The following is a 24,067-nucleotide window of genomic DNA, read 5'->3' on the forward strand; positions in this document are numbered from 1 at the left end:
GGAGAATCATGGTCGACCGCCTCACCCGCGCATCCGAATTGACCGTCGAAGAGAAGGCGTCGCTCACCAGCGGTCGCAGCTTCTGGGAGACCGAACCCATCGACCGCGTCGGCATCCCGTCGCTCTACCTCACCGACGGCCCGCACGGCGTGCGCAAGCAGGCGCAGGGCGGTGACCATCTCGGCATCGGCGACAGCGTGCCCGCCACCTGCTTCCCGCCCGCGGTCGCGCTCGGCTCGTCGTGGGACGCCGAACTCCTCGAGCGCGCCGGTGCGGCGCTCGGCGAGGAGGCCAAGGCCGAAGGGGTCGGCGTGCTGCTCGGCCCCGGCATCAACATCAAGCGCTCGCCGCTCTGCGGGCGCAACTTCGAGTACCTCTCGGAGGACCCGATCGTCTCCGGACGGCTCGGAGCGGCGCTGGTGCGCGGCCTCCAGTCGCAGGGCGTCGGCGCGTCCCTCAAGCACTTCGCCGCCAACAATCAGGAGACCGACCGCCTGCGTGTGAGCGCAGACGTCGACGAGCGGCCGCTGCGCGAGATCTACCTGCGCGGCTTCCAGCACGTCGTCGAGCAGACCCAGCCGTGGACGGTCATGTGCTCGTACAACCGCATCAACGGCGTCTACGCCAGCGAGGACCCGTGGCTGCTCACCTCCGTGCTGCGCGACGAGTGGGGCTTCGAGGGCCTCGTCGTCTCCGATTGGGGCGCCGTCAACGACCGCGTGAGCGCGCTCGTCGCGGGCCTCGACCTCGAGATGCCGTCGAGCGGAGGCGTCACCGACGCTCAGCTGGTCGCCGCCGTGCGCGACGGCTCGCTCGACGAGTCCGTGCTCGACACCGCCGCGAACCGCGTCATCGACCTGGTCGAGAAGGCGCTCGCCGGCGCGGACGCCGACGCGACCTACGATGCCGAGGCGCACCACGCACTCGCGAGGGAGGTCGCCGGCCGCAGCATCGTCCTGCTCAAGAACGACGACGTGCTGCCGCTCTCCACCGCCGCCGGCCGCTCGATCGCAGTCGTCGGCGAGTTCGCCCGCACACCGCGTTACCAGGGCGCCGGCTCCTCCCAGATCGTCCCGACCCGCCTCGACAACGCGCTCGACGAACTCGTCGCGCTCGCGGGTGACGCGACGGTGACCTTCGCCGCCGGCTACGGACTCGGCGACGCCACCGCCGATGCGGACGCTCTCACGGCGGAGGCCGTCGGCGTGACCGCGGACGCCGACGACGTCGTGGTGTTCGTCGGCCTCCCCGGCGAGGACGAGTCCGAGGGCTTCGACCGCGAGCACCTCGAACTGCCTGCCGCACAGACGGCTCTGCTGGAGGCCGTGATCGCCGCCAACCCGCGCGTGACGGTCGTGCTGTCGAACGGCGGTGTGGTCCGGGTCTCGGGCTGGGCCGACCGTGTGCCCGCGATCGTGGAGGGCTGGCTGCTCGGCCAGGCCGGCGGCGGTGCGATCGCCGACGTGCTGTTCGGCGTCGTGAACCCGTCCGGACGCCTCGCGGAGAGCATCCCCGTGCGGCTCGAGGACACCGCGTCGTACCTCAACTTCCCGGGCGAGAAGGGTCACGTCCGCTACGGCGAGGGGCTGTTCGTGGGCTATCGCGACTTCGACGCCCGTGGCACGGCCGTCAGTTTCCCGTTCGGGCACGGTCTCTCGTACACGACGTTCGCGTTCGGTGCGCCGGCCGCGACACCGGCGGCCGACGGCGGCATCCGCGTGTCGGTGGAGGTCACCAACACGGGTGAGCGCGACGGCCGGGAGGTCGTGCAGGTCTACGTATCGGTTCCGACCTCCCGGGTGCAGCGCCCGGTGCGCGAGCTCAAGGGCTTCGCGAACGTCGCCGTGGCGGCGGGAGCGACCGAGACCGTCGTGGTGGACCTGCCCGCCTCCGACCTGGCGTACTTCGACACCGAGCTCGGCGGCTGGTCGGTTGAGGGCGGCGACTACGTGGTGGAGGTCGGCGCGTCGTCCCGCGACCTCCGCGGCTCCGTCACCGTGACCCTGGCCGGCGACGGCCGCGCCGCGCCGCTGTCGGTCGACTCGACGCTCGGCGAATGGCTCGAGCACCCCGTCGGGGGCCCGATCCTGATGGCCGCGCTCGCCCAGAGCGCTGAGGCCGAGGGGATGGGCGCCATGCTGGCAGATCCCGGCCTGCGCCGGATGGCCGAGTCCATCCCGCTGATCCGCGCGGCGGCGTTCCCCGGCAGCCCGGTCACCCGCGATCAGCTGGACCAGCTGGTGGCCGCGGCGAACGGCTAGCGTACGCCGCTTTGCAGCACGGTGAACCCCCTTGCGAGAGCGAGGGGGTTCGGCGTTCTGTGGCGTCATGAGCGACAAGCGTGAGGAACAGGACGCGGTCACCGGTCACGACCCGACCAACGGGCTGGCGGGCGACCTCGAAGGGGACGACGGCGGCGCCGAGGTGCCGACCGCCGACCAGAACGTGATCCAGGACGTGATCGCCGATCTCGACCCCGACCGACCGGTCGACGAGGACGACGACTCCGCCACCTCGTACAGCGAGGAGGGCAAACCGTGAGCGACACGAGCGGACTTCCGAACACCGACGCGCAGGGCGTGCCCGCCGAGGACGACCCTGAGCGGTTCGATCAGGGCGGCGTGGGCGCCGGCGACGATCGCGACGCCCAGGCATCGGAGCCGGCCGAGACCGAGCAGGGCCAGGGTGGCGACGACACGGGCCGCACCGCACCGGAGGGTGCGGAGGATGTGACGAACGCCCAGACGCAGAACGCCCCGGCGACGGACTCGCAGGGCGCTGAGCCGCCTCCTGCCGACTTCGACCCGGCTCAGCAGCCGTCGAACCCCGACATGGTCAAGAACGTCGAGCCCCCGGACGAGTGAGTCCGTGCCTGATGCGCGCGAGAGTCCGGGCGTTCGCCCAAAACTGCGGCCCCGTCCTCGTCATCCCGGGCGGGGCCGCTCTCTGTCCGGCGTAGGCCCCGAAGAGCTCAGCGCGCGCCGGAGCTGCGGTTGGCGTACATCCACACGGCGCCGGTGGCGAGCCCGATCAGAAGCATCCCGATGCCGATGCCGAGGATCGGCGCTCCTCCGGTGCGTGGAACGATCAGGCCGAGCACGAACAGCACCGCACCGAGGTTGAGCAGCACGGCGGCCACCCAGCCGAGCGTCGTGCGCAGCGCTGCGTTCATCCCCGGTATCGTAGCCCGCTGCGCGGCGGCCGGCGTGTGCGTCAGGCCGCTGGAGCTCAGGCTTCGCCCTGGTTGCCCGTCGCGGCGGTCTCCTCGTCGAGCGCCTCGTTGATCAGCGCGGCGACGAGGAACTTCCAATCCGAGCCCTCGTGCAGCGTCTCCGTGTAGCCCAGCGGGATGGCGCCGAAGACCGGCTCGTGCTCTTCACCTTCGACCGACACGCGCACGAGCCGACCGAGCTCCGCGTGCGACTCGTCGAGGACGACCCACTGGCCCGGTGCCTTCTTCTCGATGTGGAAGATGCGCTCGCGGTACGGGTAGCGGACGCTCGACATCTCGAGTTCGCTGGCGGACATGGTCATCCCTTCCGTCGGTTGACTCCCTCACCGTGCATCAAACGCCCGAAGGCGTGTGCTTGGCAAGATGCGCCATCTAGGCTGACGCCATGAGCGGCACCGTCCACAACCTCCTCGAAGCGTTCGCCCTCGTGCCCGAGCCGTGGCAGCCGCACCGGCTGACCAGCGTCAACGACTACGACGTCAAGGTCGCCCGGCTGCGCGGCGAGTTCATCTGGCACACGCATCCCGACACCGACGAGTTGTTCCTGGTGGTGTCGGGCCGGCTGACCATCGGCCTGCGCGACGGAGACGTCGACCTCGGGCCGAACGACGTCTACGTCGTGCCGAAGGGGGTGGAGCACCGTCCGCGCGCCGCCGAGGAGGCGCTGGTCGTCATGATCGAGCCGAAGGGCACCGTGAACACCGGCGACCAGCCCGGCGAGCGCACCAGCGAGCTGCGCGAGCTGCCCGGCGACTAGAGCACGTCGTCGAGCGCGGCCAGCAGCGCCGCCGGGTCGTCGTGAACCGCCCGCGCGCCGGAGTCGAGCAGCTCGCCCGCGCCGACCCCGCCGCACAGCACTCCCAGCGACCGGACGTGCGCGCGGGAGGCGGCCGCCATGTCCCAGATCGAGTCGCCGACCATGAGCGCATCGGAGGCCGTCGCGCCCGCGCGGCTCAGGGCGACCTCCAGGATGCCGGGGTCGGGCTTGGCGGTCTCGACGTCGTCGGCGGACGTCACAGCATGGATCGCGTCGTCGGCGTCGAGGGCCTCGCGCAGCAGGGCGAGCTCGTCCTCGGGCGCAGAGGTCGCGAGCACCACGCGCACGCCGCGCGCGGCGATCGCACGCAGCAGGCCCGCGGCCCCGTCGAAGGCGCGCAACCGCGGAGCCAGCATGCGGTAGTGCTCGCTGTGCAGCGACTTCGCGCGGTCGTTCCAGGCCTCGTCACGCTCACCGGCGACGCTGCGCAGCAGCCGGGCGGAGTCCTGGCCGATCGCGCGATGGATGCGCCAGGCGTCCACAGCGGTGTCGAGGTCGGCGAACGCGCGCTGCCACGCGTCGATATGGAGGTAGTTCGAGTCGACGAGCGTTCCATCGACGTCGAAGAGCACGGTGGTGACGGTCATGCCTCCCGGTGTACACCCGGTCTGCGCAGACGCCCACCGCGGGCGGCCCCCTTCTCAGGAGGGCGACCTCGGCGGACCATTCCCCGCATGGCCGACAACCGACGTCCCGAACTGACCGACCCCCGCACCGCGATCGTGACCGGCTCCGACTCCGGCATCGGCAGGGCGACGGCGATCGCCCTCGCCCGGGCCGGGCTCGATGTCGGCGTCACCTGGCACTCCGACCAGGAGGGTGCGGAGGAGACCGCGCGCCTGGTGCGCGCCGAGGGGCGTCTGGCTGTGGTGACGCGGCTCGACACCACCGACGCCCCGGCCTGCGCCGACGTCGTCGATGCGCTCGCCGACGAGCTCGGCGGCTGCGACGTGTTCGTGAACAACGCCGGCCTCAACGGCGGCCCCGCGTTCTTCGACACCGACTGGGACACCTGGCGGAAGACCCTGCTGGCCGACCTCGACGGGCCGTTCGCGTGCATCCAGCGCATCGCGCGACGAATGGTGGCGGCCGGGCGCGGCGGCCGCATCATCGGGGTCACCAGTGTGCACGAGCACCAGCCGCGGGTCGGCTCGGCCGCATACGACGCCGCCAAGCACGGGCTCGGCGGCCTGCTCAAGACGCTCGCCCTCGAACTGGGCGAATACGGGATCACCTCCAACGCGGTCGCGCCCGGCGAGATCGAGACGCCGATGAATGACGCGGAGGACGTCGACCCGCACAGCGTCGATCGCCCGGGCATCCCGCTCGGGAGGCCCGGCGCACCCGAGGAGGTCGCGGCCGTCGTCGCGTTCCTCGCCTCGCCGGCGGCCTCCTATGTCACCGGCGCCTCCTGGACCGTCGACGGCGGAATGCTGCAGATGGGCCCGCAGGCGGGATCGCACCTCACCTCCCACGACTGGCGCCGCAACTGACGCAGCCGCCGGGCGTCAGCCGATCAGCGAGACCGCCCGGGCGATGACGAGCGCGAGCAGCACGAAACCGGCGAACGACTCCAGCGCCATCAACAGCTTGGCGCGGTGTGTCAGCGGCATGGTGTCGGTCGGGCTGAAAGCCATCGAGTTGGAGAGCGAGAAGTAGAAGTAGTCGATGTAGTTGGGTACCCAGTCCATGACCTGGCTGGAACCGCGGCGGACTTCGTCGACGTCGTCCTCGTCCTCGTCCTGGGGGAAGCGGAAGTCGGCGAGCGGGAGTTCGGTGCGCTTCAGGGTGATCCGGGCGACCGGGCCGCCGCGGTCCATCGTCCAGTACACGAGGCCGAACGCGATCACGTTCGTGATCCAGACCTGCAGGGAGGCGAGCAGCAGCTCGGAGCCGTTACCGTGCTTGTTCAGCAGCCTCACGATCGTCTCGACGAAGGCGACCTGGTTCGCGGCGAGGATGAGCACCGACAGCGAGATCTCGGCCCGCCGCGACCACTTCGACTCGCGCGTCAGGTGGTGCGGGTTGTAGACGACCAGCGCCACCAGCGTCAGGACGCACACCCCGACCACTGCCCAGCGGGCGATCGGCGGCACGACACTGGGGAGGAAGGCGTATGCCCCGAGGGCGACGACGGTCCCGATCACGGCGGGCCAGCGGTGCTCGGGCGCGACACGTCGTGCCCGTTTGTCGTCGGAGGTCGTCTTCGAGTCCGTGTCGTTCACGCGACGGACAGTACGCCCGCACATGAGGCTTCGGAATCCGGTCTCAGTTGAAGATGGCCCACTCGGATCGGCTGATCTTCGCGCGCTGGCCGTTGATGACGAGGTACCAGCTCTCCTCGTCGCGGTGGAGGTATTGGGCGAGCATCGTGGTGTAGCGCCATTCGCCGTTGACCTGAGTCCAGCGGATCAGCGAGATGAGCTGGCCTTGACGCAGGTAGGGCACCGCGACGAAATCGTCATGTCGCGGGTGCTCGGGACCGCTGATCTGGCCCCCCGCCCTCGGAGTGCTCATGCGTCACTTTAACCCCAACGCGCACCCTTTGGGAACAGAGATGCAGCGGGAACGGGTCCATGGCAGGAGGCTGCGCCCGGGCCGCAGCGGGGATGCCGCCACGGCCCGGGGGTGGTCAGCGCGTCGTGCTCAGCGCAGGGATGGCCGCGACGGAGCGGGTGCGGGCGGACTCGTAGGCGCCGAGGATGATGCCCAGCACCTCGATGCCCTCCTTCTGCGTGTGAAGGGGGCGCGTGCCGTCGAGGATGCTGCGCGCGAAGTGGTCCAGCTCCTCGCCGAACTGGTGCACGGGCTCCAGCTCGATGACGGTCGCCTCCGCCTCGCCGCGCTTCTTCAGGGTCAGCGTGGTGCCGTCGCTGCTCAGGCTTCCGAGCTCGCCGACCGCCGAGAACTTCTCGGTGCCCGGAGCTGCTTCGTACGCCCAGCTGGTGACGACGGTGCCGATCACGCCGTTGTCGAACCGCACGAGCACGGTGGCGGAGTCCTCGCCCTCCATGAACGCGAGCCGGTGCGTCGCGAGCATCGCCGTGACCTCTACGGGAGCGCCGCCCGCCAGGTGCAGCAGCAGGTAGGTCGGGTGGTAACCGGTGTCGATCAGCTCGCCGCCGCCGGAGGTGGAGGCGTGCGCGCGCCAGCCCATGTTCGCCGGGTCGAAGTCGTTGAAGAACGAGTCGGTCGTGCGCACCTCGTACACGCGCCCGAGCTCGCCGGCGTCGATGAGCTCCTTGGCGCGGGCGACCGCCGGGAGGAACAGCTGGTTGTGCGCGCACATCAGCGTGACCCCGGCCTCCTCGACGGCGGCGGACACCTCGGCGGCCTCCTCCGGCGTCAGGCAGAGCGGCTTCTCGCACAGGATGTGCTTGCCCGCACGGGCGGCCGCCACGATGGCGTCCTTGTGGAGGTGGTGCGGGAGGCAGATGTCGACGGCGTCGATGTCGGCCTCCGCGAGCATGGTGCGGTAGTCGGCGTAGATGGCCGCGCCCGTGCCGTCGGCGCGCTTCTCGGCGCTCTCGCGCACCGGATCGGCGACCGCGGCGAAGGTGATCGTGTCGGGGTTGCGCAGGTAGCCCTCGAGGTGGGCGCCGGCGATGCCGCCGGCGCCGATGAGGCCGATGCGAACAGTGTTGCTGGACATAACGGAAGTCTCCAAAGAATTCGAATGATCGAGGGGCGCGCAAACGCCCCCAAAAGCCGGTTTTAGGGGCGTTTAGGTGCCCCTCGGCAGTGGATGGTCAGCGCGAGGCGACCGGGAGGGCGGGCGTCACGGCGGCGTGCGCCGCCGCTGAGGCGTTCGCGGCGACGACCGTGCGCGTGAGTGCGAGCGCGTGGTCGAGATTCGCGTCGGCCCTGCTGCCGTCGTGGATGCGCCGCACCCATTCGTCGAACGCGCCCGGCTCGTCGTCGGGCAGCGGCAGTTCGCGCCAGCCGTCGCCGGTGTCGACCAGGAGGCCTCCACCGGCCGCGCCGTACGTGAGCGCGCCCTGCGTGCCGCGCAGCTCGATCGTGAAGTCGCCCTGGCCCTGCACGAGGCTCGCCTCGAACACGCCGATCCGGCCGCCGTCGAACTCGGCGGTGACCACCGCGTTGTCCTCGACCTCCCGGCCGGTGACGCTGCCGTAGGTCGCGGTGATGCGCGTCGGCTCGCTCCGGTGGAAGAGCCGGGTCAGATAGGCCGGGTGGCAGCCGAGGTCGGTGAGCGCACCGCCGATGGCCTCCGCGGGATGGCCGAAGCGGTCGGGCAGCCAGCCGGCGATCCACCCGTCGTGGGCGAGCCGGACCCGGCTGTACGCGAGCTCGCCGAGCGTGCCCTCGTCGAGCACGCGCTGGATGGCGAGCGTGTAGCCGTGGTACAGCCGCGGCAGCGAGACCACGAGCGACACCCCGGCCGCGTCGGCGGCGGCGACGAGCTCGTCGGCCTCCTCGACGGTCGGTGCGAGCACCTTCTCGGTGAAGACGTGCTTGCCCGCCGCGATCGCGCGGCCGATGACGTCGCGGTGCTGATCGGTGGAGGTGGTGACGGTGACGGCGTCGAGCCCGTCGCGGGCCAGCAGCTCGTCGAGATCGGCGACGAACTCGACGCCGAACTGCTCGGCGGCGGCCCTACCGCGTTCGGGATCGTCGTCCCAGATGGCGACGAGGGTGGTTCCGGGATGGTTCTGAGCGGCGCGCGCGTAATCGCCCGCGTGCACGTGCCAGAAACCGATCGCAGCGACAGCGAGTGGATGGGACATGACCTGTGAAGGCCTCCTTGCCTGGTATTCGATGCGCGCGAACGCATCCAGCCTAACCACTTCGCAGCGCGTGCCGAAGGCCTTTTGCCGGATTGCCAGCAGAAGTTCGCGAGGGGTAGCGTCTGGCAGGTGACACGCATCCGACTGCACCGCGAGTGGCATGGCGACGAGGACTCGCCGCACCCTCCGCTGCTGCTCATCCACGGCGGCGGCTCCACCATCCCGTCGAACTGGGGGATGCTGATCCCTCTGCTCGAGCGGAGCCGTTCGCTGCTCGCCGTGGAACTGCAGGGGCACGGCCGCACGGCCGCGGGTGACCGGGAGCCGTCGTTCGAGGAGTCGGCCGACGACGTCGCGGCGGTGCTCGACGAACTGCGGCTCGCGCCCGTCGACGTGCTCGGCTTCAGCAACGGCGGCCAGGTGGCTTTGCAGCTCGCCGCACGGCATCCGGCGCGGGTGCGCCGGCTCGTCCTCGCCTCCACGCCGGTGCGCCGGGAGGCTATGGTCGACGGCTTCTGGGAGGGGTTGGAGGCCGGTCGCTTCGAGGACCTGCCTGCGGTGTACGCGGAGGCGGATGTCGCCGTGAGCCGGGACCCCCAGCACGCGCGGCGGATGTTCGAGCTCGACCGGCAGCTGATGCTCGGTTTCGCCGACTTCCCCGACGAGTTGATCGCGTCGGTCTCGGCGCCGACCCTCGTCGTCGGCGCCGACGCCGATGTCGTCCGGACCGGGCATTTCGTCGACCTGGTCGAACTGCTACCGGATGCGCGCCTGCTGATCGTCCCCGGCGTCCATGGCGACTACCTGGGCGAAGCGTTGGCGGCCGCCGGAGACGACGGCGCGCTGCGCGCGTTCCTGCCTCTGCTGCTGAGATTCCTCGAAAACTGAAGCAATATAGGCGTTTGGCATCGGTGTCAATCCCCTTTCTTCATCTGCGCAGAAGGACCATGCGTAAGGCACTATTGGGGTCATGGGAAAACTCCTCTACGGCGCAGGTCAGGAATATGACCTCGACGACCGCGTGCTGAGTCACGTCAAGCTCGCGATCGTCGCCAAACTGCGCAGGCACGAGAGCTTCCTCCTCAACTGGGATGTGCCTGTCGAGCAGGGCTCCGGGCGCGTCTCGCTCTGGATCAGCCGCGAGATCCCGCTCGCGTTCCAGTTCTCCGGTAGCCGGCCGCCGGCGATCAACTCGCAGTGGCTGGAGGCGCTCATGCACACGTCGCAGCGCACCGGAGGCATGGTCGTGATGTCCGAGGACGAGGTCGGTCACCACCTGCCGTAGCGGTCAGTCGCCGCGGGCCTCGTCAAGCGCGCGCTCGGCGTCGCGCACCGCTCTCTGCAACTCGGGGATGCGTTTCCTCAGCTGCCGCTCGGCTGCCTTCGACTCCGACAGCTCCGCCTCGGTGCGTTGCAGCCGGCGGTCGAGGTCGGCGCGCTCCGCCTCCAGGTCGGCGCGACGGTCGACCTCCTCGTCGAGTTCGTCGTCGAGGGCGTCCGCTTCGCCGCGCGCGCGTTCGAGCGCCCGCTCCGCCGCCCGGATAGCGCGCTGACGCTCCCGGCGGTCGCTGGCGGATTCGGCGGGCCCGGGCTCCGGCGCCGATTCGGCCTCGGGTTCGTCCTTCGGCTTCGACGCCGCTCGGCGCGGCGCGGCCTCCACGACCGGGGCCGGCCGCGCAGCCAGCTCCGATTCGTCGAGCGGCACTGCAACTGCCTCGGAGACGTCGACCGATTCCACGCCCGTCGACTCCAGCGCGCGCACGAGCATCCCGCTGCGCACCGCCGCCGCCGCTGCAGGATCGATGACGGCGGCCTGGAGGGTCTCCTCGACCTCCCTGGCCACAGTCGGGCTGGCGTCGAGGTCGCGTAGTGCGGCCTGCAGGAGGCGCTGCCGTTGTCGCGTCACCTCGCGGATGGCGTCGCGATCGCGGGCGGCGAACGCGTCGCGCATGCGGTCGCCGAGGGCGAGGAGGTGGTCGATCAGCGGCGGGTCCCTGCGCGTCAGCGCGTTCACCGCGGCAGCGGAGGCGGTCGGCTTGCGCAGTGCCTTGATGTCGGCGCGCAGCTCGCGATCCGCGCCGGAGGCCGCGGCAGCCCGTGCCGCGACGAACTCCGCGGGAGCGACCCCGTACAGGTCCGCGGCCACGTCGCGCAGGTCCATGGCGCGAGTGTACGCGTTCCGGGCGCCGCCGGCGTGGCCGCGGGGCACGGGCCGCGGTCAGTGGTTGCGGAGCTCCTTCACGAGTTCCGCCTTGTTCTTCTTCGAGTAGCCGCTCAGCCCCAGCTCCTTCGCGCGCTTCTTGAGCTCGGGCACGGTCCAGTCGTCGTACGATCCGGATTCGCCGCCCTTGCGGCCGACCGCTTTGCGTCCGCGGGCGGCCGCTGCGTTGGAGATGCGTGCCGCTTTCTCCCTTCGAGTCGCCCTCGTCGCGGAGCTTCTCGTAGAGTTCCTGGTCCTTCAGCGAGGATTCCCGTCCGGGCATGGTGTGCTCCTTCCGTCGTGCAGCCCGCACGGTACGCCCCCGCCGGCTTCTGGTCAGGGGGTGCCGACCTCGGTGAATGCCGAAGGACCCGCGGCCTGATGGCCACGGGTCCTTGGTGAGCAGTGCGCGGTGGATTACGCGCGCGGCGCCTTGGATGCCTTGATCGCGGCGAACCATGCGCTCGACGGGCGCAGCCACATGAGGATGACGGCGACGATCGAGAGGATGACCTGCAGGGCGCCGACACCGAACGAGGTGAGGACGTTGAGCAGCGAGAGCGCGGTGAGCACCGTGAGCACGATGCGGGCCCAGTTGGCTCCCCGCCGCATGAGGAACGCGAAGAGGACGAACACGATCGCCCAGAAGATCAGCGTGACGATCGACCAGCCGATCGCGAACGCGATGAAGGCGTTCACGAGCTGCTCGGCGCTCTGGCCGTGCAGATCGGTGCCGGAGTTCTGCAGCTGCTGGATCGCGGCGGCGCGGTTGCTGCCGGCGGTGGTCACGGTGATGATGCCGCCGACGACGGCGAGCACGGCGCTGGCGATGTACAGCCAGAACGCCGCGTTGACGGTCGTCGGGATGGTGGTCGGGCGCTCCACGGGCGCGGTCGGCGCCGCACCGTATGCCGGGAAGGCCCCCGGAGGCGCGGGAGGAGCGGCAGGGAAACCGCCGGCGGGAGCGGCCGGTGCGGCGGGCTCGGGCGTGACAGGCGGCGCGGGAGGTGCCGGCGGCGCGGGAGGCGCGGGCGGCGCGTCGCTGACCGGCTCCGCGGGCGTCGCGGGCTCGGACGCCGGCGGGATGGCGCCGTTCTGGTCGCCGCCCTCTGCGGGCCGCGGCGTGTTCTCGTCCTCAGGATTGCTCATGCCCGCGACGATACTGGATGAGAGGTGGTCAAGCTATAGCCGCTCGCGCGCGGCGTGAGGATCGCTCGGGGCGCAGGCGTCACGCGTGGCCCAGCGGCTCGACCGCCGGACCTTCGAGAACGGCGCCGTCCGGCGCGAACCGGGAGCCGTGCAGCGGGCAGTCCCACGACCGCTCGGCGTCGTTCCAGCGCACGATGCCGCCGAGATGCGTGCAGACCGCGCTGAGCGTGCACGTTCTGCCGTCGACGGTCGACGCGGCCACCGGCGCGACGCCCCGCCGGCCGACGACCCCCGTCCCTTCGGCCGGAGCCGCCTCCCCGATCGCGCCTGCGGTCTCGGCCGCCGCCCAGCCCTTCGCCGCCTCCAGCCCGACGGACGCGTTCGCGCGAGCGCCGTCGACGAGGTCGATCGGGCGCGTGACACGGTGGTGCAGCGTCCTCGCCCACTCCGGAGGCTCGGCCCCGGTCAGGTCGGCTGTCAGGCTGAGAGCGGCTGCGGCCGCATTGGCCAGCCCCCACTTGTCGTATCCGGTCGCCAGGAAGATCCGGCCCCTCCCGCGCGGCAGCCAGCCGACGAACGGCACGCGGTTGGCCGACCGGTAGTCCTGCGCCGCCCACCAGGTCGTCCGCTCGGCGCCGGGGAAGGTCAGCTCCGCCCACGAAGTCAGATCTGCGAGGTGCCCGGCGGTCGAGCCGCCACGGCCGGCCGGATGGCCGTTCCCTCCGACCAGGAGGAGTTCGCCGTCGTCGTCCCGGGCCGTCCGCAGCGACCGTGAGGGCGTCTCGGCCGACAGGTGCATGCCCTGCGGGATCGGGCCGGGCACGCGGAACGCCGCGACGTACGACCGGTGCGGTTCGACCTTGGCGAAGTAGAGACCGCGGTCGAGGATCGGCGTGCCCGTCGCGAGGACGACGGCATCCGCGGTCGTGCGTCCGGAGGTGCTGGTCACGACCACGGGTTCGGCCGCCGAGACGTCGGTGACCCGTTCGCCTTCGACGATGCGGCCTCCCCGCTGCCGCAGTTCGCCGGCCAGAGCGGCCAGCACCCGCATCGGGTGCACCTGGGCCTGGCCGCGCAGGATCAGCGCGCCCTCCACGGCGAAGGGCAGCTCGCACACCCGTTCCTCCGACACCGGCAGGCCGGCCACGCGGGCGGCGCGCAGTTCGGCGTCCAAGCGGTCGAGACCGTCGAGCGTGGTCGCGTAGGTGTACGCGTCGCGCACCTCGTACGGCACCCGATAGGTGTCGAGGGCGTCGAGGAGCCAGCCCCGCCCTGCCGTGTTGCCGTCCACGTAGGCCGCGAGAACGCGCTCGGACGAGAACCGAAGGATCTGCGACAGCTGCGTGCCCTGCAGCAGGCTGATCTTGCCCGTCGTGTTGCCGGTGGTCACCGCACCGACGGTGCGCGCCTCGAGCACGCACACCCGGGTCCCGCCGCGCGCGAGCATGACGGCGGTCGCGAGTCCGGTCAGTCCCGCACCCGCGATCACGACGTCGTACGCGCCGTCCGGCTCGAACGGGTCGCTCGGGATGTCGGGGGCGGATTGAAGCCAGAGCGAGGTGGACATGATCCGAGGTTGGGGCGACCCCTCAGGTGAGGGAGTCGAAGTCGAACCAGAAGGAGTCGTCCTCCTCGTGCTCGCTCGCGGCGACCGGTTCTCGGGGGATGCTGGCGGTCTCGATGCGCACGCGCGTCTGGCTGGTCACGAAGATCTCACTCGGCGGCCGACTCGATTGAGTGATCGCAACGAAGTCGCCTGCGCTGCGGCTGGCCTCGATGATGCGCCGCTTGAGTTCGTCGACCGGCTCTCGATCGACGAACGTGAAGCGCAGCTCGTCGATGTAGACGTGGAACACCTGCATGCTCAACTCCCCGGAATCTCGCCCTCTGGCCGAATAGTACGCGGCCCTCGGTATTGCGCCAGTGCACAGCTGGATCGGGCCGAGGACTTCACAGCAGGTCGATATCGAGCCCTTCGACCTCTTCTGTGCCCTCGTGGACGAACGTCGCCCGTCGCGGACCCAAGGCGGCCATGCGCTCGTCGAGGTCGGTCACGAAACCGTCCGCGCGCAGTTCCGCGCCGTCGTACGCCTCGGTCTCCGCGAGGATCTGGCTGGCAGGACCGAGAAGCATCAGGGCCTCCCCGACGTCGCCGTTGTCGAGGATCGCGGGCGCCCGGACCTCCGCTGCCGTGGAGTTCTCTGCGAGCGTGGCCGCGTATCGTATGACCGCGTCCGCGATGTCGTCGCCGGTCAGCAGCGAGCCGCTCGCGTAGTGGATCCGCTTCATATCCCATTCGTACGGGGCGAGCCGCGCGCGGTCAAGGTCGGGCGAGGGGGGTTGCTTTATCGGGCTTTGCCGGGTTGCGTGCGCGCCATGGACGAAAGCAGCGCAATCCGGACCGACAGGCTGAGCGCTCTCGCGCTGGTCTGCACCCTCAAACCGTCTCCTGCGGAGTCGAGCAGTCAGTTGCTGGCGCGGCAGCTGCTGGACCAGCTCGCCCTCCACGAGGTGACCGGCACCGCCGTCCGCCTCGCCGACTACGACATCCGGCCGGGCGTCACGCTCGACGAAGGAGACGGCGACCAGTGGCCGCGCATTCGGGAGCAGATCGTGTCGTCCGACATCCTGGTGCTGGTCACACCGACCTGGATGGGGCATCTCTCATCGGTCGCGCAGCGTGCCCTCGAGCGGCTCGACGCCGAGCTGTCCGAGACCGACGAGCACGGGCGCCCTCTTGTCGAGGGCAAAGTCGCGATCGTCGGCGTGGTCGGCAACGAAGACGGCGCGCACGCCATCGTCGCCGACCTCTACCAGGCACTGGGCGACGTCGGCTTCAGCATTCCGTCGCAGGGGTCCACGTATTGGAACGGCGAGGCGATGCAGACCGTCGACTACAAGGATCTCGACGAGACGCCGGAGGCGGTCGCGAGCGCCACGGCCGCTGCGGCTCGCAATGCGGCGCACCTCGCGCGCCTGCTCTCGGCCTCCCCGTATCCGGCGTCCTGAGCACCGCGTCTCTCGGTGCGAGCCCTAGCATGAGGGCGTGAGCGGAGGCGGCGAGAACGAGGCGATCGTGACACGGCTGCGGTCGGCCGGCTGTGTCTTCGCCGAGGACGAGGCCGCGCTGCTGGTGGAGGTCGCGCGCACGCCGGAGGAGCTCGAAGCGCTGGTCGCGCGCCGCGTCGACGGCGAGCCGCTCGAGCCGCTGCTCGGCTTCGCGGAGTTCGGCGGCATGCGCATCCACGTCGACGCCGGTGTGTTCGTGCCGCGGCGGCGCACCGAGCTGCTCGCCGCCCAGGCCGCGGGGCTCGCACAGCCCGGCGACATCGTGCTCGATCTCTGCTGCGGCGCCGGAGCGATCGGCGCTGTCGTCGCTGCACGGGTTCCCGGCGTTGTCGTCTATGCGGCCGATGTCGATCCGGCCGCTGTGCGCGCCGCCCGGGCGAACCTCCCGCCCGATCGCGTGTTCGTCGGCGACCTCTTCGCGGCGCTCCCGGACGCTTTGCGCGGCGGGATCGCGGTCGTCGCGGTGAACGCGCCGTACGTGCCGACCGACGCGATCGCACTGATGCCTCCGGAGGCCCGTCTCTACGAGCCTGCCGTCGCACTGGATGGTGGCGCGGACGGCCTGGACCTCCATCGCCGCATCGCCGTGGAGTCGCGGGGATGGCTCGCCCCGGCAGGCGCGGTCGTGATCGAGACGAGCCGTGAGCAGTCGGCGCGCACCGCTGCGCTCTTCGACGCCGCAGGGTTCACCGCACGCGCCGTCGAAGACGACGACCTCGACGCCACCGTCGTCATCGCCACCCGGGCCCCCTGACCGGCCGATTCGTGCCGACACGCCGTCGGGACGGCCGCCGTCGCGGCGTGTCGGGACGGATGGATGCGCGAGCGCAACGGGGGTACCGTGTGCGCCATGACCAGCCTGGCCCGAAGGCTGCCGCTCGGAACGACGCGTCCGACCGCCGCCGACCGCGTGCGGCAGAGCGGAGTGATCGCCGCGATGGTCATCGCGCTCGCGGGTGCCGCGTACGGCTCGGGGCTCGCGGGAGGCCGACCGATTCCGGAGGTCGCGGGCGGCGCGCTCGCGTCCGACGCGACGCTGGTCGCGCCGGCCGGCGCGGCTTTCGCGATCTGGTCGGTCATCTACGCCGGGCTCGCCGGCTACTCGATCTGGCAGGCCCTCCCCTCGCAGGCCGCACGCCGCCGCCAGCGCGCGGTGGGCTACTGGATCGTCGCCTCCCTGCTGCTGAACGCCGCATGGATCCTCAGCGTTCAGGCCGGGCTCCTCGCCCTGAGCGTGCCGGTCATCGTGGTACTGCTCGTCGTGCTCGCCGTCGCCTTCGCGCGACTCCGTCGCGACCCGGGAGAGACCACCGCCGACGCGGTGCTGCTCGACGGAACGGTCGGCCTCTATCTGGGCTGGGTGATGGTGGCGACCGTCGCGAACATCGCCGCCTGGCTCCCGACGGCCGGCTTCACCGGTTTCGGCGTGAGCCCGTCGCTCTGGGCGATCGGGCTGCTGGTCGTCGTCGCCCTGCTCGGGTGCGCGCTCGCCATCTGGGATCGCGGCCGGCTCGCGCCCGCGTTCGCCGCGGCGTGGGGACTCGTCTGGATCGCGGTCGCGCGTGCACAGGGCGGCCTCCAGGAGGACGTCGTCGCGGTCACCGCGCTGGCGGCGGGGGTCCTGATCCTGCTGGTCGCCATCGCTGTGCGCGTCGCACGCGGCGGCCGGATGCGTCGGGGGTCGAACATCTGAGGTCTGACGCACAGGAATCCTGGATGCCGTGAACGTAGTCTGTCCAGATGCCACTCGACCGACGGATCCGGGCCGGAGCGATCGTCGCGTTACTCGGCTACTCGGCCTTCGTCGCCGTCATCGGGCTCTGGCCCTCCCCGGTCGACAGGCCCTTCGATCGGGCTCTGGTCCGCGTTCTGGTCGCTCTGAAAGGGTTCGGGGTGCGCCCGATCGACGCCTACAACGTGATCGAGTTCACCGCGAACGTGGCGTTCTTCGTCATCCCGGCCGTGCTCGTGGTGCTCATCGTGGGGCCGAGGCGCTGGTGGGTCGCCCCCATCGTCGGCCTCCTGTGCAGCGTCGCGATCGAAGTCGCCCAGCATTTCTTCCTCCCCGCCCGGTTCGCCACGATCGACGACGTGATCGCCAACACCCTCGGAGCGCTGATCGGCACCGGGATCGGCGTGCTCGTGCTCTCCGCCCGGCGGAACGGCGGCGCCGTCGCGGCACGCCGGGGACGAGCAGCTCGCGGTCGGCACCGCGCGGTGGCGCGAGATCCACGGAGTTCTTGACAGGATCGACGGAGACGGGTCCACAGGGACTGCGAGAGGAGACCGCGCCGCGATGGCTGGAGTGCTGACCGGATTCGGGATCATCGCCTTCGTCATCCTGGTCGGCTACATCGCAGGGAGGTTCGGCGTCGGCGGTCCGGCCGCTCCGTTCGTCCTCAACCGGATCGCGTTCTTCATCACCAACCCGGCGCTGCTGTTCGTGACGCTGGCGCACGCCGATCTCAAGGTCGTCTTCTCGACCCAGCTGCTGGTGGCGGCGATCGCCGCCGTCGTTTCGGCGGGCCTGTTCGTGCTGCTCTCCCGGCTGTTCTTCCGCCGGCCGGCCGCGGAGACGACCATCGGCACCCTGGGCGCCGGCTACGTCAACGCCAACAACATCGGCCTCCCGGTCGCCGTCTACGTGCTCGGGAGCGCGTCGTTCGTGGCACCCGTACTGCTGCTGCAGCTGATCGTCTTCGCGCCGATCGCGCTCACCGTCCTCGACGTCACCAGCCGCGGCACCGTCTCGGTGTGGTCGATCGTCACCCAGCCGGTGCGCAACCCGATGATCATCGCGTCGGTGCTCGGCATCCTCGTGGACGTGTCCGGCGTGCACCTGCCCGATGCCGTCTACCAGCCGTTCGAGCTGATCGGCGGGGCGGCGGTGCCGCTCGTCCTGATGGCCTTCGGGATGTCGTTGCACGGGTCGCGTCCGTTGCAGGCCGGTCAGGGCAGGGCCGAGATCGTGTCCGCCGTGGCGCTGAAGGTCGTCGGCATGCCGCTGATCGCGTTCCTGGCGGCGAAGTACGCCTTCGGGCTGGAGGGTCACGCGCTTTTCGCGGCCGTGGCGCTCGCCGCTCTGCCGACCGCGCAGAACGTGTACAACTTCGCCGCGCGCTACGAGCGCGGGATGCCGATCGCGAGAGACATCGTGCTCCTCACTACGCTCTTCGCGGTTCCTGCGCTTCTGATCATCGCGGCGCTCCTCGCCTGAATCCCGTCAGCCTAGGCGCGGTCGAGCGAGCGGAGGTACCCGGCGTTGCCGCGCACAGCGGCTTCGTAGCGCAGCAGGTCAGGGGTGCGGATGCGGTCGGCCGCCAGCTCCATGAGCTCGGCGACCGCGGCGTCGCTGCGTCCTGCGGCGTGCAGCGAGAGCGCGTGCCACACCTGCACCGACTCGGAGTCCGGGAACTCGCTGCGGGCGCGGTCGAGTACCGTCAGCGACTCGTCGAACCGGTCGAGGTTGCGCAGCGTGCTGCCGTACTGCAACAGGCACTTGCGGAGGGTGTCGCCTTCGAGGCCGGCTGCCAGTGCCCGCGCGTAGTAGCCGGCCGCGGTGTCCTCCTCGCCCGCGGTGTCGTACGAGCCGCCGACTTCGTAGAGCACATGGGGGTCGTCGGGATGCTCGTCGAGCACCTCCAGGAGGGCCGCGACGGTCGGCGCCATGTTCTCGCGGTCGCGCGCGGCGAAGAGCAGCGCGAGCCTGTCGAGCAGCTCGGGAGGAGTGGAGACCATGCCGTCCACCCTAAGGGCCCGACGCGTCAGAGGCCGGCGAGCGCGTCGCGCAACGGCGTGGGGAGCTCCGGCGCCGCGAGCTCGGCGGTGAGCAGCCGGCCGTACAGTTCCTTGCGACCGGAGGTCGTGCCCAGGAAGCGGTGCAGCTGGGCTGTCACCTCACGCCCGCGCTGCGCCGGCTGGCGCTGGAACGTGCGAAACAGCCCGAGGTCGCCTCGGCGTGCGAGCACGGCCTCCACCCGTTCGATTCCGAGCGCCCTCAGCAGCTCGCCCTCGAGATCCGGCCGGCACACCGCGATCTCGTCGTCGTGGAGCCCGGCGCGGCGGAAGAACCCCGCCTCGCCCTCGTCGCACAGGCCGTGGAGGCGAACGCCGGCAGGCGCCAGGGCGCCGACGAACCACCGCACGCTCATCGCGCCACCCATCGGCAGGATGGCGACGCCCGCCGCCGCCGGAACGAGACCGAGGGTCTCGGCCGCCGCATGGAGCGCGGCAGCGTCGCTCGCGCCCTCCACCAGCACGGCGGCGGTGACCTCGGCGGGCGGGGACTGCAGCTCTGCACTCCTCCGACGCTCGCGACGGGCGGTCCAGGCCGCGACAGCGCGCTCGAAGCCGGTCACGGCGTCGCTCTCGCCCGTCATCGGTCGCGTCACGAGCCTCATTCTGCCCCTGTCGCGCTCGCCGTGGCGCGCGTACGGTGCTGCGCATGAAGCTCATCATCTTTGTTGCGGGAGTCGCCGTCGGGTTCGTGATCGGGTCGCGCGCCGGCCGCGGCGCCTACGAGAACATGCGGCGCAAGTGGCAGGGATTCTCCGACTCCGACCCGGTGCAGAAGGTGGCGGGTGACGTTCGCGACCTCGCCGGGCGCGCCGCGTCCGACCTCGGGGACAAGGTGTCGGAGGCCGTGGGCAAGGCGTCCGACAAGCTCGACGAGGTCACCGGGAAGAACACCGGCACCACTCCGACGGAGGCCTGAGACCGGAGGGCGGAGGCGGTCAGGCGCCGTCGGGCGGGTGGGCGAGCAGCTCCACACGCTCCGCCAGGTATGAATGGAAGTCGACGGTCTGTGCGGAGGCGGCGCTCCAGCGCACGAGCGGCCTCCCGTCGTGCAGCAGCAGCGGCCCGGCCGAGCCGCGCAGAGCATCCACGGTCAGCTCGATCCCCGGGGCGTCGAAGTCGACGGTCTCGCCGTCGCGGAAGTGCCCGCGCTCTGCCGCCGCGCGATAGGCGCGACGGGTCTCGGCCGACACCGACACGTACTGCGTGCGCCCGGGAGGCGTCGCCCGCACGAGCTGGCCGGTGGCGTACAGAGCACGGTCGGCGCCGAGCAGCAGCACGCCGAGCCTCCAGACCCGGCCCAACGGCTTGAGCACCGGTTCGCGCGGGATGCCGAGCGTACGCCTGCGCGGCACGAGCACCCCGAGCGCCTCGTCGCGGGCGCCGGCCTCCGCGAGGCGCCGCGCGGCGACGTCGAGAGCGCTCCGGATGCCGGCTACGGCCTCCTCGTCGGCGCGCTGGTCATCCACGCATCCGAGGATACGACGCGGGCGCGAGGCCGTGATCGACCGGTGTCGCCGGACGGATGGAGAACGACCGGTCGTCGCTCACCATCAGCAACTCGACGCCGTGCGCATGCCGCAGCACCACCAGCGCGGAGGAGTCCGTCTCCACCAGCCTCTCGACCTGGTGCAGGAAGATGCGTGCCATCTCGTCGCTCACCGTGAAGTCGCGCCCGAGGGCGTGCACCACGAAACCGTGGTTCTGCGGAGGCCGCTTCCCGAGCTGCGTCTCCTGCCGGAACCCGTCGACCGCTGTCCTCGCCGCTGCCGTGATCGTCATCGGTCCCCTCCTACCAACTGCCGGGCCCGATCCCGGACTATGGACGCTAGTCTCATCGTCCAACCTTTCCAGGGGGTTGACGAGGGGTTAGATGGAGGCATGAAAACGCTCAGGCTCCCGAACGTCCCCATCCCCGCCTCCAACGTCATCCTCGGCCTGATGCGGATCACCCCGCTCAGCGATGAGGAGATCCGGACGCTCGTCGGAACGGCGCGCGACGCGGGCATCACGATGTTCGACCACGCCGACATCTACGGCGACGAGCGGCACGGGTGCGAGACCCGGTTCGGCGACGCGGGCGCCATCCCGGCGTCGCAGCGCGATCAGGTGATCATCCAGTCGAAGGTCGGCATCCGCGACGGCTACTTCGACTTCTCGCGCGAGCACATCCTCGCCACGGTCGACGAGTCGCTCGCCGCCCTCCGCACCGATTACCTCGACATCCTGCTGCTGCACCGCCCCGACACCCTCGTCGAGCCCGAGGAGGTCGCAGCGGCGTTCGACGAGCTGGAGGCCGCGGGCAAGGTGCGCGCCTTCGGTGTCTCCAACCAGACCCCCGGCCAGATCGAGCTGCTGCGCCGCTGGGTCCGGCAGCCGCTCGGCGTCGACCAGGTGCAGCTGAGCATCACGCACTCGCCGATCATCGCCCAGGGCGTCGCCGCGAACATGGTCGCGCTCGACCAGTCGATCGACCGCGACAACGGCATCCTCGACTACGCGCGCCTGCACGACATCACCCTGCAGGCCTGGTCTCCGTACCAGAAGGGCTCCTTCGACGGCGTGTTCCTCGGCGACCGCGAGAACTATGCCGAGCTCAACGACGCGATCGACGAGCTCGCCGCGCGCTACGGGATCACCCCGACAGGCATCGCGACCGCCTGGATCACCCGCCACCCGGCGAACATGCAGGTCGTGCTCGGCACGACGAACCCGGGCCGGGTGCAGGAGGCCGCGGCCGGCTCGGACGTGCCGCTCACGCGCGAGGAGTGGTACCGGTTGTTCCGCCTCGCCGGCCACATCCTCCCGTGACGTCGCCGCAGGCCCGCCGGGCTGCGTGAACGTACCTGTCGGTATGTCCGCGCAGCACCGGCGGGGTGCTACCTCCACGACGCCGACCGGGATACGGTCGATCGAGTGGAGGACGTCCGGCTGAGCGCATCACGGCGGCTCGCCGCGCGCCTCCGGCTGCTGCGCGTCGGCGGCGTGCGCCAGGGGCTGGCACGGCCGGCGGACTCCCCGCAGGCGTTCGTCGCCGGGCGCGCGAGCCTGCGTGTGCTGCTCGCGGGCTCCGGCCCGGTGGTCGGCTGGGGCGTCGGCAGCCACGATCTGGCGCTGCCGGGCGCGGTGGCACGTGCGGTGGGTGCGACGACCGGCCGCGGCGTGGTCGTCGACGTGGTCGCCGACCCGTCGGCCGGGGTGCGCAGACTGGCGCGTCTGCTGCGCTCGGCGGAGGTGGGACGCTACGACGTCGTGATCCTCAGTGCGGCGGTCTCCGATGCGGTGCGGATGGTGGAGCCGACGCACTGGGGCGCCCGGGTCGAGGCGCTGATCCGGGAGGTCCGTGCGAGCGGCGTGCCCCTCGTGGCGTGGCTGGGCGCACAGCCCATCCGCTCGCTGCCGCCCTACGACGACGAGTTCCGCGCCTTCGTGCAGGCGCACGCCGAACGCCTCAACCGCGCCGCCGCGGACGCCTGCGTCGCAGCGGGCGCGACCTTCGTCCCGCTGCCCGCGTCGCCCCAGACCGAGGGCGGCCGCCATCGCAGCCCCGCCGACTACCTCTTCTGGGCGCGGCGGATCGCCGACACGCTCGCGCCCGCGCTCATCGGTCACGAGATCGAGGAGGAGCATCGCACCTCCGCGCCCGAGGACCGCGTTGCGGCGATCGAGCGCCTCCGGCTCGCCGAGCACAAGCGCGACGGCAGGCTGACCGGGCTGGTCGGCACCGCGCAGCGAACCCTCGGCGCCGAGATCGCCATGTTCACGGTGCTGGACGACCGCACCGAGTGGCCGCTCGCCGCCGTCGGAGCATCGCTCGCCGAGATCCCGATCGAGCAGTCGGCGTGCCTGCACACCCTCCAGTCGCCCGACGGGATGGTGGTGCCCGACGCCGAGCACGACGAGCGCTTCGCGTCGAGCGCGCTCGTCACGGGTCCCGCGCACCTGCGCTTCTACGCCGGCTACCCGGTGGAGGCGCCCGACGGAACGCGCATCGGCGCGATGTGCGTCTTCGGCCGCACCCCCCGGCGGCCGGCCGAGTCGGAGGCCGACCTCGACGTCCTCCGCGAACTCGCCCTCCTCGCCCAGCGCGAGCTCTGGCGCTGGGATCCGACGGCCCAGTAGCCGCGTCGGCCCGATCAGCCGGCGGCGGAGGTGAGCGCGGTGAGGGCGCGGTCGAGGGAGCCGCCGAGCGCCCACCGCTCGGCCAGGGCGTCGAGAGTCGCGCGCTGCTCGGCGGTCGGCACGCGCAGGCGCGCATCGACGGCTCCGAGAGGGAGGTCGCGCACGACCTCCACGACAGTCGGCGCCACAGCGAGGTAGTCCACAGCGGCGGCGAACCGCGCTCGCAGCGCCGGCTTCATGGCCGACGCGGGGTCGGCGGCGGCCGCCTCGATCCCCGTGAGGTCGCCGTACTCGGTGAGCAGTGCGGTCGCGGTCTTCTCGCCCACCCCGGCCACTCCGGGCAACCCGTCGGACGTGTCGCCGCGCATCACCGCGAAGTCCGCGTACTGCCGCGCGTGGATGCCGTACTTCGCGACCACGACCGCGTCGGTCAGCACCTCCAGATTGCTCATTCCGCGCGCCGTGTAGACGACGCGTACGTCCGCCTCGTCGTCCACCAGCTGGAACAGGTCGCGATCACCGGTCACGACGTCCACAGGCCCTGCGGCGCCGGTCGCGAGCGTGCCGATCACGTCGTCGGCCTCAGCCTCGGCGGCGCCCACGATCGGAATGCCGAGAGCGCTGAGCACCTCGCGGATCACCGGGACCTGCGCCACCAGCTCGGGCGGCACCTCCTCGACGTCGATCCCGCCCGGCACCTCCTGGGCGACGCGGTGCGCTTTGTAGCTGGGGATGAGGTCGACGCGCCAGCGCGGCCTCCAGTCGTCGTCCCAGCAGGCGACCAGCGAATCCGGGCCGTACTCGGTCACCAGCTTGGCGATGATGTCGAGCAGCCCGCGCACCGCGTTGACGGGCGTGCCGTCCGGTGCGCGCACCGTATCGGGAACGCCGTAGAAGCCGCGGAAGTAGAGGGATGCGCTGTCGAGGAGCATCGT

General features: G+C 71.3%; 32 protein-coding genes and 1 pseudogene. 15 read left to right on the forward strand and 18 right to left on the reverse strand.

Annotation, left to right across the window (positions count from 1 at the left end; all coding sequences use genetic code 11):
- The first annotated feature begins 8 nt into the window (after positions 1–8).
- The 3 genes from AC0HS0_RS07850 (at position 9) to AC0HS0_RS07860 (ending at position 2,864) form a co-directional block, all read left to right on the forward strand.
- Positions 9–2,261, forward strand: a complete 2,253-nt coding sequence (locus AC0HS0_RS07850; protein WP_472962944.1) for a glycoside hydrolase family 3 C-terminal domain-containing protein — start codon at positions 9–11, stop codon at positions 2,259–2,261.
- 67 nt (positions 2,262–2,328) lie between these two features.
- Positions 2,329–2,541: a hypothetical protein gene (locus AC0HS0_RS07855; protein ID WP_472962945.1), complete on the forward strand. Its 213-nt coding sequence runs from the start codon at positions 2,329–2,331 to the stop codon at positions 2,539–2,541.
- A complete protein-coding gene (locus AC0HS0_RS07860) occupies positions 2,538–2,864 on the forward strand; it encodes a hypothetical protein (RefSeq protein WP_472962946.1) in 327 nt (108 codons plus the stop codon). The genes AC0HS0_RS07855 and AC0HS0_RS07860 overlap by 4 nt, the downstream gene beginning before the upstream one ends.
- Positions 2,865–2,971: 107 nt before the next feature.
- Here AC0HS0_RS07860 and AC0HS0_RS07865 read toward each other — a convergent pair whose 3' ends face one another.
- The gene (locus AC0HS0_RS07865; RefSeq protein WP_472962948.1) at positions 2,972–3,172 is read right to left on the reverse strand and encodes a hypothetical protein; all 201 of its coding nucleotides are present in this window, start codon (positions 3,170–3,172) and stop codon (positions 2,972–2,974) included.
- A gap of 56 nt (positions 3,173–3,228) precedes the next feature.
- Entirely contained in the window at positions 3,229–3,528 is a 300-nt protein-coding gene (locus tag AC0HS0_RS07870; RefSeq protein ID WP_472962949.1) for a hypothetical protein, read from the reverse strand.
- Between the two features lie 89 nt (positions 3,529–3,617).
- On the opposite strand from AC0HS0_RS07870, the gene AC0HS0_RS07875 reads away from it, so the two are divergent.
- Positions 3,618–3,989 carry a cupin domain-containing protein gene (locus AC0HS0_RS07875; RefSeq protein ID WP_472962950.1) on the forward strand — a complete coding sequence of 124 codons (372 nt, stop codon included), beginning with the start codon at positions 3,618–3,620 and terminating at the stop codon, positions 3,987–3,989.
- On the opposite strand, the gene AC0HS0_RS07880 is transcribed toward AC0HS0_RS07875, so the two are convergent.
- Positions 3,986–4,636, reverse strand: coding sequence for an HAD family hydrolase (locus AC0HS0_RS07880; protein WP_472962952.1), 651 nt, complete (start codon positions 4,634–4,636; stop codon positions 3,986–3,988). The two genes, AC0HS0_RS07875 and AC0HS0_RS07880, sit on opposite strands and share 4 nt — an antisense overlap.
- Positions 4,637–4,723: 87 nt before the next feature.
- Here AC0HS0_RS07880 and AC0HS0_RS07885 point away from each other — a divergent pair, with 87 nt between their 5' ends.
- A complete protein-coding gene (locus AC0HS0_RS07885) occupies positions 4,724–5,542 on the forward strand; it encodes an SDR family oxidoreductase (protein WP_472962954.1) in 819 nt (272 codons plus the stop codon).
- A 15-nt stretch (positions 5,543–5,557) separates the two neighbouring features.
- Here the strand turns inward: AC0HS0_RS07885 and AC0HS0_RS07890 are convergent, their stop codons facing one another.
- The 4 genes from AC0HS0_RS07890 to AC0HS0_RS07905 form a co-directional block, all read right to left on the reverse strand.
- Positions 5,558–6,274: a hypothetical protein gene (locus tag AC0HS0_RS07890; RefSeq protein ID WP_472962955.1), complete on the reverse strand. Its 717-nt coding sequence runs from the start codon at positions 6,272–6,274 to the stop codon at positions 5,558–5,560.
- Positions 6,275–6,317: 43 nt separating this feature from the next.
- On the reverse strand, positions 6,318–6,566 hold the full coding sequence (locus tag AC0HS0_RS07895; protein ID WP_472962956.1) for a hypothetical protein: 249 nt from the start codon (positions 6,564–6,566) through the stop codon (positions 6,318–6,320).
- Between the two features lie 115 nt (positions 6,567–6,681).
- The gene (locus AC0HS0_RS07900; RefSeq protein ID WP_472962958.1) at positions 6,682–7,701 is read right to left on the reverse strand and encodes a Gfo/Idh/MocA family protein; all 1,020 of its coding nucleotides are present in this window, start codon (positions 7,699–7,701) and stop codon (positions 6,682–6,684) included.
- Positions 7,702–7,798: 97 nt separating this feature from the next.
- The gene (locus AC0HS0_RS07905; RefSeq protein ID WP_472962959.1) at positions 7,799–8,797 is read right to left on the reverse strand and encodes a Gfo/Idh/MocA family protein; all 999 of its coding nucleotides are present in this window, start codon (positions 8,795–8,797) and stop codon (positions 7,799–7,801) included.
- A 129-nt stretch (positions 8,798–8,926) separates the two neighbouring features.
- Between AC0HS0_RS07905 and AC0HS0_RS07910 the strand changes: the two genes are divergently transcribed.
- Positions 8,927–9,685 (forward strand): alpha/beta fold hydrolase, encoded by a 759-nt coding sequence (locus AC0HS0_RS07910; RefSeq protein WP_472962961.1) that lies wholly within the window; start codon positions 8,927–8,929, stop codon positions 9,683–9,685.
- A gap of 82 nt (positions 9,686–9,767) precedes the next feature.
- On the forward strand, positions 9,768–10,082 hold the full coding sequence (locus tag AC0HS0_RS07915) for a DUF7882 family protein (RefSeq protein WP_472962963.1): 315 nt from the start codon (positions 9,768–9,770) through the stop codon (positions 10,080–10,082).
- Between the two features lie 3 nt (positions 10,083–10,085).
- On the opposite strand, the gene AC0HS0_RS07920 is transcribed toward AC0HS0_RS07915, so the two are convergent.
- The 6 genes and pseudogenes from AC0HS0_RS07920 to AC0HS0_RS07945 all read right to left on the reverse strand — a co-directional run bounded on the left by AC0HS0_RS07920 (position 10,086) and on the right by AC0HS0_RS07945 (position 14,435).
- Entirely contained in the window at positions 10,086–10,958 is an 873-nt protein-coding gene (locus tag AC0HS0_RS07920) for a hypothetical protein (protein ID WP_472962964.1), read from the reverse strand.
- Between the two features lie 57 nt (positions 10,959–11,015).
- Positions 11,016–11,280 (reverse strand): annotated as a pseudogene (locus AC0HS0_RS07925) (DUF7218 family protein).
- Positions 11,281–11,414: 134 nt separating this feature from the next.
- Positions 11,415–12,146 (reverse strand): hypothetical protein, encoded by a 732-nt coding sequence (locus AC0HS0_RS07930; RefSeq protein WP_472962966.1) that lies wholly within the window; start codon positions 12,144–12,146, stop codon positions 11,415–11,417.
- A 79-nt stretch (positions 12,147–12,225) separates the two neighbouring features.
- Positions 12,226–13,713 (reverse strand): FAD-dependent oxidoreductase, encoded by a 1,488-nt coding sequence (locus AC0HS0_RS07935; RefSeq protein ID WP_472962967.1) that lies wholly within the window; start codon positions 13,711–13,713, stop codon positions 12,226–12,228.
- A gap of 22 nt (positions 13,714–13,735) precedes the next feature.
- The gene (locus AC0HS0_RS07940) at positions 13,736–14,008 is read right to left on the reverse strand and encodes a hypothetical protein (RefSeq protein WP_472962969.1); all 273 of its coding nucleotides are present in this window, start codon (positions 14,006–14,008) and stop codon (positions 13,736–13,738) included.
- An 88-nt stretch (positions 14,009–14,096) separates the two neighbouring features.
- Positions 14,097–14,435: a hypothetical protein gene (locus tag AC0HS0_RS07945; protein ID WP_472962970.1), complete on the reverse strand. Its 339-nt coding sequence runs from the start codon at positions 14,433–14,435 to the stop codon at positions 14,097–14,099.
- A gap of 87 nt (positions 14,436–14,522) precedes the next feature.
- Between AC0HS0_RS07945 and AC0HS0_RS07950 the strand changes: the two genes are divergently transcribed.
- The 5 genes from AC0HS0_RS07950 to AC0HS0_RS07970 all read left to right on the forward strand — a co-directional run bounded on the left by AC0HS0_RS07950 (position 14,523) and on the right by AC0HS0_RS07970 (position 18,432).
- Positions 14,523–15,155 carry a flavodoxin family protein gene (locus tag AC0HS0_RS07950; RefSeq protein WP_472962971.1) on the forward strand — a complete coding sequence of 211 codons (633 nt, stop codon included), beginning with the start codon at positions 14,523–14,525 and terminating at the stop codon, positions 15,153–15,155.
- Between the two features lie 37 nt (positions 15,156–15,192).
- Positions 15,193–15,969, forward strand: a complete 777-nt coding sequence (locus tag AC0HS0_RS07955; protein ID WP_472962973.1) for a putative protein N(5)-glutamine methyltransferase — start codon at positions 15,193–15,195, stop codon at positions 15,967–15,969.
- Between the two features lie 96 nt (positions 15,970–16,065).
- Positions 16,066–16,908 carry a tryptophan-rich sensory protein gene (locus AC0HS0_RS07960; protein WP_472962974.1) on the forward strand — a complete coding sequence of 281 codons (843 nt, stop codon included), beginning with the start codon at positions 16,066–16,068 and terminating at the stop codon, positions 16,906–16,908.
- Between the two features lie 47 nt (positions 16,909–16,955).
- On the forward strand, positions 16,956–17,459 hold the full coding sequence (locus AC0HS0_RS07965) for a VanZ family protein (RefSeq protein ID WP_472962975.1): 504 nt from the start codon (positions 16,956–16,958) through the stop codon (positions 17,457–17,459).
- 52 nt (positions 17,460–17,511) lie between these two features.
- On the forward strand, positions 17,512–18,432 hold the full coding sequence (locus tag AC0HS0_RS07970; RefSeq protein WP_472962976.1) for an AEC family transporter: 921 nt from the start codon (positions 17,512–17,514) through the stop codon (positions 18,430–18,432).
- Between the two features lie 11 nt (positions 18,433–18,443).
- Here AC0HS0_RS07970 and AC0HS0_RS07975 read toward each other — a convergent pair whose 3' ends face one another.
- A complete protein-coding gene (locus AC0HS0_RS07975; protein WP_472962978.1) occupies positions 18,444–18,953 on the reverse strand; it encodes a tetratricopeptide repeat protein in 510 nt (169 codons plus the stop codon).
- Between the two features lie 26 nt (positions 18,954–18,979).
- Positions 18,980–19,606, reverse strand: a complete 627-nt coding sequence (locus AC0HS0_RS07980) for a TOPRIM nucleotidyl transferase/hydrolase domain-containing protein (RefSeq protein ID WP_472962980.1) — start codon at positions 19,604–19,606, stop codon at positions 18,980–18,982.
- Between the two features lie 53 nt (positions 19,607–19,659).
- On the opposite strand from AC0HS0_RS07980, the gene AC0HS0_RS07985 reads away from it, so the two are divergent.
- Positions 19,660–19,929, forward strand: coding sequence for a hypothetical protein (locus AC0HS0_RS07985; RefSeq protein WP_472962981.1), 270 nt, complete (start codon positions 19,660–19,662; stop codon positions 19,927–19,929).
- A gap of 19 nt (positions 19,930–19,948) precedes the next feature.
- Here the strand turns inward: AC0HS0_RS07985 and AC0HS0_RS07990 are convergent, their stop codons facing one another.
- Complete coding sequence (locus AC0HS0_RS07990) at positions 19,949–20,479, reverse strand: hypothetical protein (RefSeq protein ID WP_472962982.1); 531 nt, start codon at positions 20,477–20,479, stop codon at positions 19,949–19,951.
- Positions 20,472–20,792: a TetR family transcriptional regulator gene (locus AC0HS0_RS07995; protein WP_472962984.1), complete on the reverse strand. Its 321-nt coding sequence runs from the start codon at positions 20,790–20,792 to the stop codon at positions 20,472–20,474. Before AC0HS0_RS07995 ends, AC0HS0_RS07990 begins: the two co-directional genes overlap by 8 nt.
- A 99-nt stretch (positions 20,793–20,891) precedes the next feature.
- Between AC0HS0_RS07995 and AC0HS0_RS08000 the strand changes: the two genes are divergently transcribed.
- Positions 20,892–21,821: an aldo/keto reductase gene (locus tag AC0HS0_RS08000; protein WP_472962985.1), complete on the forward strand. Its 930-nt coding sequence runs from the start codon at positions 20,892–20,894 to the stop codon at positions 21,819–21,821.
- Positions 21,822–21,926: 105 nt separating this feature from the next.
- Positions 21,927–23,132: a GDSL-type esterase/lipase family protein gene (locus AC0HS0_RS08005; protein ID WP_472962986.1), complete on the forward strand. Its 1,206-nt coding sequence runs from the start codon at positions 21,927–21,929 to the stop codon at positions 23,130–23,132.
- A 14-nt stretch (positions 23,133–23,146) separates the two neighbouring features.
- Here the strand turns inward: AC0HS0_RS08005 and AC0HS0_RS08010 are convergent, their stop codons facing one another.
- Positions 23,147–24,064 (reverse strand): 5'-3' exonuclease, encoded by a 918-nt coding sequence (locus AC0HS0_RS08010; RefSeq protein ID WP_472963542.1) that lies wholly within the window; start codon positions 24,062–24,064, stop codon positions 23,147–23,149.
- Positions 24,065–24,067 lie beyond the last annotated feature (3 nt).

The sequence above is a fragment of the Leifsonia sp. PARNA 1/14 genome, assembly GCF_055720965.1.

Bases quoted from the DNA above. Each gene is read 5' to 3' on its own strand.
- AC0HS0_RS07850 (WP_472962944.1), top strand. From the start codon at position 9: ATGGTCGACCGCCTCACCCGCGCATCCGAATTGACCGTCGAAGAGAAG.
- AC0HS0_RS07855 (WP_472962945.1), top strand. From the start codon at position 2,329: ATGAGCGACAAGCGTGAGGAACAGGACGCGGTCACCGGTCACGACCCG.
- AC0HS0_RS07865 (WP_472962948.1), bottom strand. From the start codon at position 3,172: ATGAACGCAGCGCTGCGCACGACGCTCGGCTGGGTGGCCGCCGTGCTG.
- AC0HS0_RS07870 (WP_472962949.1), bottom strand. From the start codon at position 3,528: ATGTCCGCCAGCGAACTCGAGATGTCGAGCGTCCGCTACCCGTACCGC.
- AC0HS0_RS07875 (WP_472962950.1), top strand. From the start codon at position 3,618: ATGAGCGGCACCGTCCACAACCTCCTCGAAGCGTTCGCCCTCGTGCCC.
- AC0HS0_RS07880 (WP_472962952.1), bottom strand. From the start codon at position 4,636: ATGACCGTCACCACCGTGCTCTTCGACGTCGATGGAACGCTCGTCGAC.
- AC0HS0_RS07885 (WP_472962954.1), top strand. From the start codon at position 4,724: ATGGCCGACAACCGACGTCCCGAACTGACCGACCCCCGCACCGCGATC.
- AC0HS0_RS07895 (WP_472962956.1), bottom strand. From the start codon at position 6,566: ATGAGCACTCCGAGGGCGGGGGGCCAGATCAGCGGTCCCGAGCACCCG.
- AC0HS0_RS07900 (WP_472962958.1), bottom strand. From the start codon at position 7,701: ATGTCCAGCAACACTGTTCGCATCGGCCTCATCGGCGCCGGCGGCATC.
- AC0HS0_RS07905 (WP_472962959.1), bottom strand. From the start codon at position 8,797: ATGTCCCATCCACTCGCTGTCGCTGCGATCGGTTTCTGGCACGTGCAC.
- AC0HS0_RS07915 (WP_472962963.1), top strand. From the start codon at position 9,768: ATGGGAAAACTCCTCTACGGCGCAGGTCAGGAATATGACCTCGACGAC.
- AC0HS0_RS07920 (WP_472962964.1), bottom strand. From the start codon at position 10,958: ATGGACCTGCGCGACGTGGCCGCGGACCTGTACGGGGTCGCTCCCGCG.
- AC0HS0_RS07930 (WP_472962966.1), bottom strand. From the start codon at position 12,146: ATGAGCAATCCTGAGGACGAGAACACGCCGCGGCCCGCAGAGGGCGGC.
- AC0HS0_RS07935 (WP_472962967.1), bottom strand. From the start codon at position 13,713: ATGTCCACCTCGCTCTGGCTTCAATCCGCCCCCGACATCCCGAGCGAC.
- AC0HS0_RS07940 (WP_472962969.1), bottom strand. From the start codon at position 14,008: ATGCAGGTGTTCCACGTCTACATCGACGAGCTGCGCTTCACGTTCGTC.
- AC0HS0_RS07945 (WP_472962970.1), bottom strand. From the start codon at position 14,435: ATGAAGCGGATCCACTACGCGAGCGGCTCGCTGCTGACCGGCGACGAC.
- AC0HS0_RS07950 (WP_472962971.1), top strand. From the start codon at position 14,523: ATGGACGAAAGCAGCGCAATCCGGACCGACAGGCTGAGCGCTCTCGCG.
- AC0HS0_RS07960 (WP_472962974.1), top strand. From the start codon at position 16,066: ATGACCAGCCTGGCCCGAAGGCTGCCGCTCGGAACGACGCGTCCGACC.
- AC0HS0_RS07965 (WP_472962975.1), top strand. From the start codon at position 16,956: ATGCCACTCGACCGACGGATCCGGGCCGGAGCGATCGTCGCGTTACTC.
- AC0HS0_RS07970 (WP_472962976.1), top strand. From the start codon at position 17,512: ATGGCTGGAGTGCTGACCGGATTCGGGATCATCGCCTTCGTCATCCTG.
- AC0HS0_RS07975 (WP_472962978.1), bottom strand. From the start codon at position 18,953: ATGGTCTCCACTCCTCCCGAGCTGCTCGACAGGCTCGCGCTGCTCTTC.
- AC0HS0_RS07985 (WP_472962981.1), top strand. From the start codon at position 19,660: ATGAAGCTCATCATCTTTGTTGCGGGAGTCGCCGTCGGGTTCGTGATC.
- AC0HS0_RS07995 (WP_472962984.1), bottom strand. From the start codon at position 20,792: ATGACGATCACGGCAGCGGCGAGGACAGCGGTCGACGGGTTCCGGCAG.
- AC0HS0_RS08000 (WP_472962985.1), top strand. From the start codon at position 20,892: ATGAAAACGCTCAGGCTCCCGAACGTCCCCATCCCCGCCTCCAACGTC.
- AC0HS0_RS08010 (WP_472963542.1), bottom strand. From the start codon at position 24,064: ATGCTCCTCGACAGCGCATCCCTCTACTTCCGCGGCTTCTACGGCGTT.